Origin of the sequence: Mycobacterium sp. (assembly GCF_004298145.1) — a bacterium.
Taxonomy (GTDB): domain Bacteria; phylum Actinomycetota; class Actinomycetes; order Mycobacteriales; family Mycobacteriaceae; genus Mycobacterium.
The window spans coordinates 42,271-54,623 of sequence record NZ_SCRH01000011.1 but is presented as its reverse complement, the minus strand read 5'-3'; the positions used below and the strand labels follow the sequence as shown (position 1 = coordinate 54,623).

At 66.9% G+C, this 12,353-nt stretch carries 10 protein-coding genes; 7 read left to right on the top strand and 3 right to left on the bottom strand.

All coding sequences use genetic code 11. From position 1 onward, the window contains the following. Nucleotides 1-45: 45 nt before the first annotated feature. Nucleotides 46-771, bottom strand: coding sequence for a Type 1 glutamine amidotransferase-like domain-containing protein (locus EPN51_RS03765; protein ID WP_293037331.1), 726 nt, complete (start codon nucleotides 769-771; stop codon nucleotides 46-48). 133 nt (nucleotides 772-904) lie between these two features. On the opposite strand from EPN51_RS03765, the gene EPN51_RS03760 reads away from it, so the two are divergent. The 3 genes from EPN51_RS03760 to EPN51_RS03750 all read left to right on the top strand — a co-directional run bounded on the left by EPN51_RS03760 (nucleotide 905) and on the right by EPN51_RS03750 (nucleotide 5,717). After that, nucleotides 905-3,475 (top strand): SpoIIE family protein phosphatase, encoded by a 2,571-nt coding sequence (locus EPN51_RS03760; protein ID WP_293037329.1) that lies wholly within the window; start codon nucleotides 905-907, stop codon nucleotides 3,473-3,475. Between the two features lie 677 nt (nucleotides 3,476-4,152). Continuing rightward, nucleotides 4,153-5,085, top strand: a complete 933-nt coding sequence (locus EPN51_RS03755) for a class I SAM-dependent methyltransferase (protein ID WP_293037327.1) — start codon at nucleotides 4,153-4,155, stop codon at nucleotides 5,083-5,085. After that, on the top strand, nucleotides 5,082-5,717 hold the full coding sequence (locus EPN51_RS03750) for a class I SAM-dependent methyltransferase (protein WP_293037324.1): 636 nt from the start codon (nucleotides 5,082-5,084) through the stop codon (nucleotides 5,715-5,717). The genes EPN51_RS03755 and EPN51_RS03750 overlap by 4 nt, the downstream gene beginning before the upstream one ends. Nucleotides 5,718-5,719: 2 nt before the next feature. On the opposite strand, the gene EPN51_RS03745 is transcribed toward EPN51_RS03750, so the two are convergent. Continuing rightward, a complete protein-coding gene (locus tag EPN51_RS03745; protein ID WP_293037322.1) occupies nucleotides 5,720-6,067 on the bottom strand; it encodes a hypothetical protein in 348 nt (115 codons plus the stop codon). 248 nt (nucleotides 6,068-6,315) lie between these two features. On the opposite strand from EPN51_RS03745, the gene EPN51_RS03740 reads away from it, so the two are divergent. The 3 genes from EPN51_RS03740 (at nucleotide 6,316) to EPN51_RS03730 (ending at nucleotide 9,522) form a co-directional block, all read left to right on the top strand. Then, entirely contained in the window at nucleotides 6,316-7,029 is a 714-nt protein-coding gene (locus EPN51_RS03740) for a VIT family protein (protein WP_293037319.1), read from the top strand. A gap of 100 nt (nucleotides 7,030-7,129) precedes the next feature. Continuing rightward, complete coding sequence (locus EPN51_RS03735; RefSeq protein WP_293037317.1) at nucleotides 7,130-7,972, top strand: thioesterase family protein; 843 nt, start codon at nucleotides 7,130-7,132, stop codon at nucleotides 7,970-7,972. A gap of 5 nt (nucleotides 7,973-7,977) precedes the next feature. Then, nucleotides 7,978-9,522, top strand: coding sequence for an AMP-binding protein (locus tag EPN51_RS03730; RefSeq protein ID WP_293037687.1), 1,545 nt, complete (start codon nucleotides 7,978-7,980; stop codon nucleotides 9,520-9,522). A gap of 136 nt (nucleotides 9,523-9,658) precedes the next feature. Here the strand turns inward: EPN51_RS03730 and EPN51_RS03725 are convergent, their stop codons facing one another. Continuing rightward, nucleotides 9,659-10,279, bottom strand: a complete 621-nt coding sequence (locus EPN51_RS03725; RefSeq protein WP_293037315.1) for a TIGR03085 family metal-binding protein — start codon at nucleotides 10,277-10,279, stop codon at nucleotides 9,659-9,661. Between the two features lie 103 nt (nucleotides 10,280-10,382). Here EPN51_RS03725 and htpG point away from each other — a divergent pair, with 103 nt between their 5' ends. Further along, nucleotides 10,383-12,329, top strand: coding sequence for a molecular chaperone HtpG (gene htpG / locus EPN51_RS03720; RefSeq protein ID WP_293037312.1), 1,947 nt, complete (start codon nucleotides 10,383-10,385; stop codon nucleotides 12,327-12,329). The last annotated feature ends 24 nt before the right edge of the window (nucleotides 12,330-12,353 follow it).

Here is a 12,353-nt window from a genome sequence, read left to right as displayed (position 1 = left end):
CCCGCCAACATTACTGGCGTGCCGTGTTGCGGGCGGTTTATGCGGTCAGTCGCCCACGTCGGCGGGCAACAGTGCGTGCGTGACGACAGTGCCGTCGAAGACGAATGTATGCGCGGGACGGCGCACGGGCTCGACGGTTCCATCCGCGTGCACGACGACTCCGCCGCCAGAAGGGACGCCGAGCCCGGTCGCCTCTCCACTCAGCAATCGAATCGCCCGCGACAGCCGCGCCCACTCGGCTCGTTCGTCGTGCACGTCGATCACCATGGGGACGAGATTGAACACGTCGAACACGCCGGTCCCGAATGATTCCGGCGTCTCGACGATTCCACAGCGTCCGAGCTGGACCGCCCCGGCCGAAATACCCACGAGGACAGCCCCTTCGGCGTACCGGCCCAGGATCGCGTCCTTCATGCCGGTTCTCTCGAAGATGTTCCAGCCGAGACGCACATCGCCGCCGGCGAGGACGATGAACCGGGCGCTCTCCAGAAACGCTCGGTCGGCCGGTCCGAAGGACGAGGTGATCATACGACGGTCGGCGATTCCAACCGCATCCATGGCGGCCTCGAAGATTTCGTAGAACTCCGGGCGATCCCCGTTGGAGGCACCGATGTAGGCCGCGCCCAGCGGTGCGTCCCGGACCAAGCCGTCGAGGGCCGCCTCGAGAAGCAGTCGGCCGTGGTGCTTCCAAAACAGCAGCTGGCTGTCCGCCAGCAGGTACAACGGTTGAAGTTGTTGTGCCACGGCCCATTCCCGATCGGCATTCGGCATGGTGTCAGCCTATCGGCGAAGCGGTGACCGTGGCTGCTGCCAGCTACCTGACCCGCAACGTGACAATCCCGTCCAAGGAAACGGATGCAGTCCGGCATCGGTCGCTCAACTACTCGGATTACCGTTGGTGCCTATGGACAGCGACCGGGGTGACTCCGCCTCCACCTGGCAGGGCCGGCGCGAACTGGTGAGCCAGATGCACGACCAGCTCGATGAGTTGGAGGCAGCGCGCGACCAGATGGAACAACTGGTGCGGGTCATCGCCGAGATCGGCTCCGATCTGGACCTGGACGTGACGATGCATCGAGTCCTCAACGCGGCGATGGAACTGACCGGCGCTCGCTACGCCGCTCTGGGTATCCGTGCACCCGACGGCAGCCTGATTTCTTTCGTGCATGCGGGAATCGACGCCGACACAGCGCGGCGGCTCGCCGACCTTGCGGTCGGCGATGGTCTGCGCGTAGACGATCTCAGTGCCCATCCGCAGACCGCCGGGCTGTCCGCACTCGACCCGCCGATGCGTGCCTTCCTCGGAATACCGATCACCGTGCGGGCGGCCAACTTCGGGAACCTTTACCTGGCCGACGACCGGCCCGGCCGAGTCTTCACCGACTCGCAGGAGGGCGCCGTCCGAGCGATGGCCACGGCGGCCGCCGCCGCCATCGACAACGCGCGACTCTTCGAGCGGGAGCGTGAATCGGCCAAATGGATGAAGGCCAGCCGCGAGATCACCACCGCGCTGCTGTCCGGCGACCCGCAGACGGGGCCACTGCAGCTCATCGTGAACCGGGCGCTGGAGTTGGCCGGCGCCGAGCAGGCGATCTTGCTGGTCCCCCGGGAGCCGGAATCGCCCGCCGACGACGTCGACACGCTGGTGGTCGCCGCGACGGCGGGCCGGTATTCCTCCGAGGTGATTGGCCGGCAGGTCCCGATGGACGGCTCGACCACGGGCGGTGTCGCGCGCCGTGGTCTACCGCTGATCACCGATTCCTTCCAATACCCGATCGAAGGGTTCACCGATGTCGGTGAACGCCCGGCGATCGTCATCCCGCTGATTGCCGACGGTGTGGTGCTGGGTGTCATCGCCGTCGCACGCGACCCGCACCGGCCCGCTTTCGGCAGCGACTATCTCGACCTCGTCAGTGACTTCGCCCGGCACGCCGCTATCGCTTTGGCGCTGGCGGCGGGCCGCGAGCACGCGCTCAACCAGGAACTGGCCCAAGCCGACACTGTCGATGACGCGGTACACGCCGCCGCGGAAGAATTGCGCAGGCGATGGCGGGCGCGCCGTGTTCTGGCCGTCACCTTCCCGACCTGCAGCTCGCCGACGGCGACGGCCTTCGGCGCGCCACAGGTGGTATCGGTCGGCGAACCCACGGAGTGGGCCGACCTGCCGCCTTCTACCCAACGGGCGCTCGGCTCATTGCGCGACGGCGACTTCCTCACACCCACCACGCCGCAGCCGGGGACGGCGGGCATCGCGCTGCAGCACCCCGAGGGCGTGCTCGTCGTCTGGATCGACCTGACCGAGCGACGCCCGTTCACCCTGGAGGACCAGACCTTGCTCACCGTGCTGGCTGGGCGCCTCGGTCAGGGTCTGCAGCGGGTGCACCAAGTCGACCAGCAGCGCGAAACCGCCCTGGCCCTGCAGCACGCGATCCTCGGCCCGGCTGATCTGCCCAACGGGTTCGCGGTGCGCTATCAGGCCGCCACCCGGCCGCTGCAGGTGGGCGGTGACTGGTACGACATCGTCGATCTCGAGGACGGACGCATCGCGTTGGTCGTCGGCGACTGTGTCGGCCATGGCCTCGCTGCCGCCGCCGTGATGGGTCAGGTGCGCAGCGCTTGTCGTGCGCTGTTGTTCGAAAATCCAAGCCCCGCTGCAGCTCTCGCGGGGATGGATCGCTTCGCCGCACGGCTGCCCGGCGCGCAATGCACCACCGCCGTCTGCGCGGTGCTCACCCCCGACACCGGGGAACTGGTCTACTCCAGTGCGGGGCACCCGCCACCCCTTCTGGTGCACGGCGACGGCACCATCCAGATACTCGACGACGGTCACGCCATCGCCCTGGGGATACGGGGCGACTGGGCGCGTCCGGAAGCCCGGGTGACCATACCGGCGCGCGCGACCTTGCTGCTCTACACCGACGGTCTGATCGAGCGTCGCGGCAGCCCGCTGGATCGGGGTATCTCCCGCGTCGCCGGCGTCGCACGGGATGGCCGAGCGTTGGGACTGGGCGATTTGGCGAACCAGGTCATGTCCCGTGTCGCGCCGCGCGGTGGATACCAGGACGACGTCGTTCTCCTGCTCTACCGCCATCCGGCCCCGTTGGAGCTGAGCTTTCCCGCCGACGTCAGCCAGCTCGCACCTATCCGCAACGCCTTGCGTAATTGGTTGACCCGCGTCCGGATGGCCCCCGACCAGGCCCTGAACGTGCTGGTCGCCGCCGGGGAAGCCGTCGCCAACGCCATCGAGCACGGCCACCGCCACAGGCCGGAGGGCCTGATTCGCCTGGATGCGATCGCGGTGGGCGACGAGGTGCAGTTGACGATCACGGACACCGGCTCGTGGAAGGCTCCGCAGCCGTCGTCCCATCTTCGTCGCGGCCGGGGCATCCCGCTCATGCGGAGCCTCATGCACGATGTCGACATCCGGCCCGCCCCCGACGGAACCACGGTTCACCTATCCGCGAGGATCACCTGATGACCAACCCACTCACGCTCGCCACCGCGGGCCGAACGGTGACGCACCTGATCGGTGTCGAATCTCCTTGCGACGAAACATGATATCTGTTCTCGCTGGCCGATCGGCTCATCTCGTCTTCGAATTGATGACCGACTGAAGACGCCAGCTGTCAACAACATTCAAGCCCGCCAATTCGGCACGCCAACGCGTCGATTGCCGCACAATGATGTGCGCGGGTTTGGCCGGACGTGACGAGCCATCACCGCCCGCCCTGCCCGAAGACAAAGTGAGGTCGGCGATGAGACATTCTCTGCGGCGCTACATGGTCGGCGTGTTCGCCCTCGTGTTGGCCGGCTTACCGGTGACGGTGCTCGAAACGCCGGCGATCGGCCGCGCCGACGGTGACTGCGCCCCGGGCTGGGGATGGAGCGTCGATCTGAATGAATGCGTGTTCTTGCTCCCGGCCGCAAATGGACCGGGTGGACCTGGCGGGCCGGGTGGACCTGGCGGCCCCGGTGGACCTGGCGGACCGGGCGCGCCCGGTCACCCCGGACCGCATTAAGACATCGTCTGGCTGCGGCAACGCAACCCTCGGGGCGGCGAAACGCCGGACGGTGGGCGCGTGGGAACTCCACCCGCGCGCCAGTCGTTATACCGGCTAAGTAACCGGTGATTCCGAGGGGGACAACAGCCGCATGCCACGCACAGACAACGACACCTGGGATCTGGCGACCAGTGTGGGCGCGACCGCCACGATGGTCGCAGCCGCGCGGGCGATCGCAACCAACGCCGACAACCCGCTGATTGAGGACCGCTTCGCCGAGCCGCTGGTTCGTGCCGTGGGCGTGGACTTTTTCACGCGCTGGGTCACCGGCGACGTGGTCGCCGCCGATGTCGACGACCACGAATCCGGCTGGAAACTCGAACACATGCCCGCGGCGATGGCCGCCCGGACCCGCTTCTTCGACTCCTTCTTCCACGCCGCGACGCAGGCAGGGATCCGGCAGGCCGTGATTTTGGCCTCTGGGCTCGATGCGCGCGCCTACCGGTTGGCCTGGCCCGCCGATATGAGGGTGTTCGAGATCGACCAGCCGCAGGTGATCGAATTCAAGGCCACCGCGCTGGCCGCCCTGGGCGCTACCCCACAGGCCGAGCTGCGCACGGTCGCCGTCGATCTGCGTGACGACTGGCCAAAAGCCTTGGTGGACGGGGGCTTCGACAAGAGCCGGCCCACGGCATGGATCGCGGAGGGACTCTTCGGTTATCTGCCGCCGGACGCGCAGGACCGCCTGTTGGACAACATCACCGCGCTCAGCCCTGACGGCAGCCGACTGGCGTGCGAAGCTATTCCGGATATGTCAGAGGTAGACACCGAGAAAGCGCAGGAGATGATGCGCAGGGCCACCGCGAAATGGCGTGAGCATGGCTTGGACCTGGAATTCGGCGATCTCGGCTACCAGGGCGCGCGCAACGATGTCGCCGTATACCTGGACGACCTGGGCTGGCATTCGGTCGGCATCCAGATGAGTCAGCTGCTGGCCGACGCCGGCCTTGATTCGATTCCGCAGACCAACGACTCCGTGTCGGTGGCCGACACCATCTACTACAGCTCGGTGCTGGCCAAGTGACCGCACCGCAGCGCCGGGGGCTCAACGAAGCCGTCACGCGGGTGTGGAGCTTTTTGGCGCCCGCTTACGATCTGCCGTTCCTGCAGCAGTGGGTGTACCGACCTCCGCACAACGAGGTGATCGCCCAGCTGCGCAACCATGGGGCGCGAAAGGTCGTCGATATCGCCTGCGGCACAGGGATTCTCAGTGACCGGATCCAGCGCGAACTGAATCCCGACGAGATCTACGGTGTCGACATGTCCGACGGCATGCTCAACCAGGCCCGGGCCAGATCGGATCGGGTGCAGTGGTTGCGCGCCCCGGCCGAACAGCTTCCCTTCGACGACGGCGCGCTCGATGCCGTCGTGACGACCTCGGCGTTTCACTTCTTCGACCAGCCGGCGGCGTTGCGCGAATTCCATCGGGTACTGGCGCCCGGCGGGCTGGTCGCCGTCTCGGCCTTGAGCACGCGGCAACCGCTGCTGCAGTCGTCTGCGCAGAGTCGGTGGAAGCCGCAACACAACGCGTCGGCGCCCGAGATGCGGGCACTTTTCGAAAACGCCGGGTTCGTGATCAGCGATCAGCACCGGATCCCGCGGCCGGTCTGGACGCGCCTCGTGTCCGACCTGTTAACCGTCGGCACCAAAGGCTGAGTTCAGGCGGCCACGCGGGTCGTGGCGCGTGGCGGGGCTAGCGAAACCTGTTCGCGGCGACCGACATACACGACGCGGCAGGGGCAAGAGCCGGCAAGCGGCGGGGGAGCCTTGACCCCGGTGTGGGGGGCGGCCCGCTCATGCGTGCGCTCAACAGTTCGGTCGAGAAAGTCGGCGGCGATCCAGCCTCCGCCGAGCATCGCCAGGGCGACACCGAATTGCAGCGGCGAGCCGGCGGCCAGCGCGAAGAGTGCGCAGAGTCCGGATACGGCGGTAACGATCAGCGCTGCGGCGTAGAGGGGGGTCACGCGTGCGGCCCGCTGGTGGGGCGCCATACCGGGCGTGGGCATCGTGTCTCCTCTTCGGTCACAAGCGGTGGGCGGTCGGAACAACCGAACCGTGACCTCGATGTTTCCTGATCGAGACTCTTCAAGCGAGGGCCGTGCGACACCTGTGGCATGGCGTAAAGGCCCACCGCACAGGGGTCAAAAGTCCTACCAGCCACAATGGCCCCAGCAGGCACACGGGGGTGCCCGCGCGGGTTTGGCAAGGCTAGGTTGGCTGGTCGGGCGGGGCTTTCCTCTATATCGTTGCCGCCGTGTCGAGCAGGTCACATCCGGCCGAACCGCATGTCGGGTCGGTGTCGTCGAAGTTGAACTGGCTGCGTGCGGGTGTGCTGGGCGCCAACGACGGAATCGTCTCCACCGCGGGCATCGTCGTGGGAGTCGCGGCGGCGACGACCCTGCGAGCTCCGATCTTGACCGCCGGGAGCGCCGGACTGGTCGCCGGCGCGGTGTCGATGGCGCTGGGCGAATACGTATCCGTCAGCACCCAGCGCGACACCGAGAAGGCGCTGCTGCGCCAGGAGCGCCACGAATTGCGCGACGATCCGGCCGCCGAACTGGACGAGCTCGCCACCCTCTACGAAGCGAAAGGCCTGACGGCGGCCACCGCGCGCACCGTTGCGGAGGAACTCACCGATCAGAATCCGTTGCTGGCCCATGCTGAGGTCGAACTCGGCATCAATCCCGAGGAGCTGACCAGTCCGTGGCAGGCGGCATCGTCGTCGGCGCTGTCGTTTGCGATCGGCGCCCTGTTGCCGTTGATCGCCATCTTGGCCCCGCCGACGACGTGGAGAATCCCCGTCACCGTGGCGACGGTGCTCCTGGCGTTGGTGATCACCGGAGCGGTCTCGGCCGGTTTGGGTGGGGCGCCAAAGCTGCGCGCCGTGCTCCGCAACGTCCTTGGGGGCAGCCTCGCGTTGACGGTCACCTACGTGATCGGTCACTTGGTGGGCGCGGCAATCGGCTGATCGGCGCGGTGCGCATCCAGCGACTGGAAGCGCAACTGTAACATTCACGGTTGCGGGTCTCGGCAGAGGTCCGCAATCCCATCACGCGAAGGGTCATGCAGTGGCCGAGCCCAATATCGTGCCGGATGAAGCTCAATCGGCGCAACCGGTGCCGTACTTTGTGCGCGACGAAAAGTACTTTGTACCAACCGAAATCGCGCGCGGCGGGTGGGGCCCCTCGCTGAGCGGCCACGTTGTCGGCGGTCTCCTGGCGTGGGCGGTCGAGCGGGCCGCTCCAGACGCGCACCTGCAACCGGCGCGGTTAACGGTCGACCTGCCCCGGCCGACGGCGCTAAAACCACTCGAGGTGCACACCGAGGTGCGCCAGGACCGTCGGCGATTACGGCTGGTCGAGGCCGTCATCACCCAGGAGGGCGCCCCCGTGGCACAGGCCAGCGCACTGTTCTTGCGGCGCGGCCCGCAGCCCGACGGACAAATCTGGTCGCCACCGGTGCAGATGCCGCCGCTACCGCTGGGCCAGTCGTACCCGACGCTTTTCATGCGAACCTACGGCTGGGGTTCGGAGGTGCAGAACCCCGATCCGGACTGGCCCCAGACCGAGGGCCCGAAATACACGTGGTTACACGAGAATCGCCCGTTGATCGACGACCAACCGCTCACCGCCTTCACCCGCGCGGCGATGGCCGGCGACATCACGGCCTCGATTGCCAACTGGGGCACCAACTCCCTGGAGTTCATCAATGTCGACTACACGCTTACGCTGACCCGGCTGCCCGAGGGCGCGTATATCGGGCTTGCCTCCCTCACTCAGCACAGCCACGACGGGGTGGCCAGCGGCTCGGCGGTCCTGGTCGACGAGAAGGGCCCGATCGGCACCGGCGTGTCGGTCGCCGTCGCGCACTCGGGATTTCGTCCACCCTCCACTGATCCGTCAGCCGGGTGACGTCGGTGGGGGGCGGTGCGGTCACCTTCTGGACGCTGATTGCCGATGCGGCGCAGCGGGAATCGACCCGGCCGCTTCTCGCCGACGAGCACGGTCGCAGCCTGACCGCACGTCAGTTTTACGATGCCGCGTCCGCAACCGCTGCCGCGCTCGCCGAACGAGGAGTCCGCGCGGGCACTGTGGTGTCCTGGCAGCTGCCCACCATGCTGGAAACCATGGTGGTGATGGCCGCACTGGCCCGACTCGGCGCGGTGCAAAATCCGATCATCCCGTTGCTTCGGGAAAGCGAGCTTGGTTTCATCACCGGCCAGTTGAACACCGAATTCTTTGTGGTGCCGGAGGTTTGGCGCGGTTTCGATCACGGCGGGCTGGCTCGTGAGCTGGCGCGGGACAAAGGTTTTCAGGTCATCACCCTCGATCTGGCAACACCCCCGGCCGGTGAGCTGCGGCTGCCCCGCGCCGACCCCGGTCCCCTCCCCGAACCCCCGACATCGGCCGACGACGCCCGCTGGGTGTACTACTCCTCCGGGACCACCGCGGCCCCCAAAGGGATCCGCCATACGGACACCTCGGTCATCGCCGGCTCGGCGGGAGTGGTGGGCATGGTGGGGGCCACGAGCAGCGACGTGGACCCCGTCGCCTTCCCCATCGCTCACATCGGCGGGGCCGCGATGCTGGCCACCGCATTGCTGACCGGCATGCGGCTCGCACTGTTCGAGACGTTCGATCCGGTCACGACGCCGCTGGCCATCGCCGCCCACAATCCGACGTTCCTGGGCACCGCGACCCCGTTCTTCGTGGCATTCCTCGAAGCCCAACGGGCCCACGGTGATCGGCGGTTGTTCTCATCGGTGCGGGGCTGTCTGGCTGGAGGCGCACCCATCACCGCCGAATTGGGACGTCACGTCCGCGAAACCTTCGGCGTGGCCGGGATCGCCAACGCGTGGGGGATGACCGAGTTTCCCTGCGCGACCTCGCCTTCACTGACCGCACCACCGGAGGTGCTCGACCATACCGTCGGCCCGCCGGTGCCCGGGGTCAAGGTCCGTGTGGTCGATGGCCGGGGCGTCGAACTGGCCGCCGGACAGGAGGGGGAGCTGCGACTCAAGGGGCGCCAATGTTTCCTCGGCTATGCCGATCCGGCCCTTGACGCCGATGCGTTCGACGGCGACGGCTGGCTGCGCACAGGCGATCTCGGCCTGATCGATGCGGACGGCAATGTCCGTGTCACGGGTCGCACCAAAGACGCGATCATCCGCAACGCGGAGAACATCTCCGCCCTCGAGATCGAAAATACGCTCGCCACCCATCCCGCCGTCGCCGACGTCGCCGTCATCGGGATCCCCGACCCGCGCACCGGTGAACGCGTCTGTGCCGTGGTGGTGCCCGCAGCGGCCGATGGTGTATCGCTGGAATCCCTTGTGCGACACTGCCAATCACGGGGTCTGAGCCGTTACAAGCACCCCGAGCATCTGGTGGTCGTCGATACGCTACCGCGTAATCAATTCGGCAAGGTGATCAAGAAAGACCTGCGCAAGGCTTTCGGGTGAATCGGGCCCGGCCGGGTATCCCTCGCTCCCGCGTTCGTAACGCCACGGCGAGATCCGCGTGGAATTTTCGCCGTGGCGTTACGGCCGCGGACCACGTTACGGCCGCGCCCAGCTGGCCCACGTGACAACGAGCGGGCTAGAGCCCCTTGGGCGCATCGCGAACCGCCTGCACCGCCGCGGCATCGCCGTCGAATTCGACCTGGGCCGCGCGCCCGACGGAGAACAGCAGCAGTTCCTCGGGCGATCCGGTCACCGTCACCGCCGGACCCCGACCGGCGGTGAGCAACGTCTTACCCTGCGGGGTGCGCAACGCCACCCGGCCGGGCGCCTTGGCGAGGGTGAGCCGGGCCATCAGCGGCAGAGTGCGGCGCAGCATCGTGCTCAGGGCGGGCTCCAGCGCGCGCGGCTGCCAGTCGGGCTGCGCGCGGCGCACATCCTCGTGGTGGATGAACATCTCGGCGACGTTGGCCACCGGGTCGAGCAGCTTGAGCGGCGAGTACACCGGTGGACCGGCGGCGACCTTGCCGACCAGCTCGTCCCACTCGGTCCGCTCGCTCACCTGGTTCTGCACCCTGGCGGTATGCGAGGCGAAGAGCGGGATCAGGATGCCCGGGGCCGCATCGGGGCGATACTCCCGGATCACCAGGTGGGCGGCCAGGTCGCGTGTCGTCCAGCCTTCGCACAGCGTGGGTGCGTCCGGACCGACGCCGCGCATGGTCTCCACGAGGGCGGCGCGTTCGCGCTGAGCAACAGACATGCGTTCAGCGTAGAGCCGGTCGCGCCCAAGAGGACGGGTCCACCGAACACCAGTGGCCGGCGGCTCGGTAAATTTGGAGCGTCATGTTGTCGAAGGGAATGTCATGAACGCGCGCGTCGAGCAGTTGGAGTTTCAAGCAGAGGCTCGGCAACTGCTGGATCTGATGGTCCACTCCGTCTACTCCAACAAGGACTCGTTCCTGCGGGAGCTGATCTCCAACGCATCCGATGCGCTGGACAAGCTGCGGCTTGAAGGGTTCCGGAACAAAGACCTCGATGTCGACACCTCCGACCTGCACATCGAGATCGACGTCGACCACCAAGCTCGCACCCTGACCGTCCGCGACAACGGCATCGGGATGACCCGCGCCGAAGTCATCGATCTGATCGGCACACTGGCCAAGTCGGGGACGGCCGAGCTGCGCCAGCAACTGCGCGAGGCCAAGAACGCCAAGAACGAAGCCGCCTCCGAGGAACTCATCGGCCAGTTCGGCATCGGTTTCTATTCGAGCTTCATGGTCGCCGACAAGGTCGAACTGCTGACCCGCAAGGCCGGTGAGAGCGACGCCACCAAATGGGAGTCCAGCGGCGAGGGCACCTACACCATCGAATCGGTCGACGGCGCGCCGCAGGGAACGTCGGTCATCCTGCACCTCAAGCCCGAGGACGTCGAGGACGAGCTGCACGACTACACCTCGGAGTTCAAGCTCCGGGGCCTGGTCAAGAAGTACTCCGACTTCATCGCTTGGCCCATCCGGATGGAGGTCGAGCGGCGGGAGCCGGCCGCCTCGGACGAAGAAGGGGCGGGCGGCGAGGAGACCGTCGTCATCGAGACCGAGACCCTCAACTCGATGAAGGCGCTGTGGGCCAGGCCCAAAGACGAGGTCTCCGAGGAGGAGTACAAGGAGTTCTACAAGCACATCGCGCACGCCTGGGACGACCCGCTCGAGGTCATCGCGATGAAGGCCGAGGGCACCTTCGAGTATCAGGCGCTGCTGTTCATTCCGTCCCACGCGCCGTTCGACCTGTTCAACCGCGATGCCCAGACCGGCATCCAGCTCTACGTCAAGCGCGTGTTCATCATGGGTGACTGCGACCAGCTCATGCCCGAGTACCTGCGCTTCGTCAAGGGGGTGGTGGACGCGCAGGACATGTCGCTCAACGTCTCGCGCGAGATCCTGCAACAGGATCGGCAGATCAACGCCATCCGGCGCCGGTTGACCAAGAAGGTCCTCTCCACCATCAAGGACCTGCAGTCCGAGCGCCCCGACGACTATCGGACCTTCTGGACCCAGTTCGGCAGGGTCGTCAAGGAGGGCCTGCTGTCGGACTTCGACAACCAGGACACCCTGCTGCAGATCTCTTCGTTCGCCTCGACGCACAGCGAGGAGGAACCCACCACGCTCGCCCAGTATGTGGAGCGCATGAAGGAGGGGCAGACGCAGATCTTCTACGCCACGGGGGACACGCGTCAGCAGATCCTGAAGTCGCCGCACCTCGAGGCGTTCAAGGCCAAGGGCTACGAGGTGCTTCTGCTCACCGACCCGGTCGACGAGGTCTGGGTGGGAACGGTGACCGAATTCGACGGCAAGCCGCTGCAGTCGATCGCCAAGGGCGAGGTGGACCTCAGCTCCGAGGGTGCCGAGAGCGAGGCCGAGCGCGAAGAACAGCAGAAGGAATTCGCCGACCTGCTCACCTGGATGAAGGACACCCTGGCCGACCACGTCAAGGAAGTCCGCCTCTCCACCCGACTGACCGACTCGCCCGCCTGCCTGATCACCGACGCCTTCGGGATCACGCCCGCGCTCGCGCGCCTCTACCGCGCCTCGGGGCAGGAGATTCCGGTGGGGAAGCGGATCCTCGAACTAAATCCGAACCACCCGCTCGTCACCGGTTTGCGCCAGGCACACCAGGACCGCAGTGACGACCCGTCAATCGCCGAGACCGCGGAATTGCTCTACGGCACAGCACTTCTCGCCGAAGGCGGCGCACTCGATGATCCGGCACGTTTTGCCGGGCTGCTGGCCGACCGGCTGGCCCGCACGGTGTAGACCGGTTTTTACCGGCGAATCGGC

What these genes read in the sequence shown, in the direction of transcription:
- EPN51_RS03765 (WP_293037331.1), bottom strand. Translation starts at nt 771, where the DNA reads ATGCCGAATGCCGATCGGGAATGGGCCGTGGCACAACAACTTCAACCG.
- EPN51_RS03725 (WP_293037315.1), bottom strand. Translation starts at nt 10,279, where the DNA reads ATGTCTGTTGCTCAGCGCGAACGCGCCGCCCTCGTGGAGACCATGCGC.
- EPN51_RS03745 (WP_293037322.1), bottom strand. Translation starts at nt 6,067, where the DNA reads ATGCCCACGCCCGGTATGGCGCCCCACCAGCGGGCCGCACGCGTGACC.
- EPN51_RS03760 (WP_293037329.1), top strand. Translation starts at nt 905, where the DNA reads ATGGACAGCGACCGGGGTGACTCCGCCTCCACCTGGCAGGGCCGGCGC.
- EPN51_RS03755 (WP_293037327.1), top strand. Translation starts at nt 4,153, where the DNA reads ATGCCACGCACAGACAACGACACCTGGGATCTGGCGACCAGTGTGGGC.
- htpG (WP_293037312.1), top strand. Translation starts at nt 10,383, where the DNA reads ATGAACGCGCGCGTCGAGCAGTTGGAGTTTCAAGCAGAGGCTCGGCAA.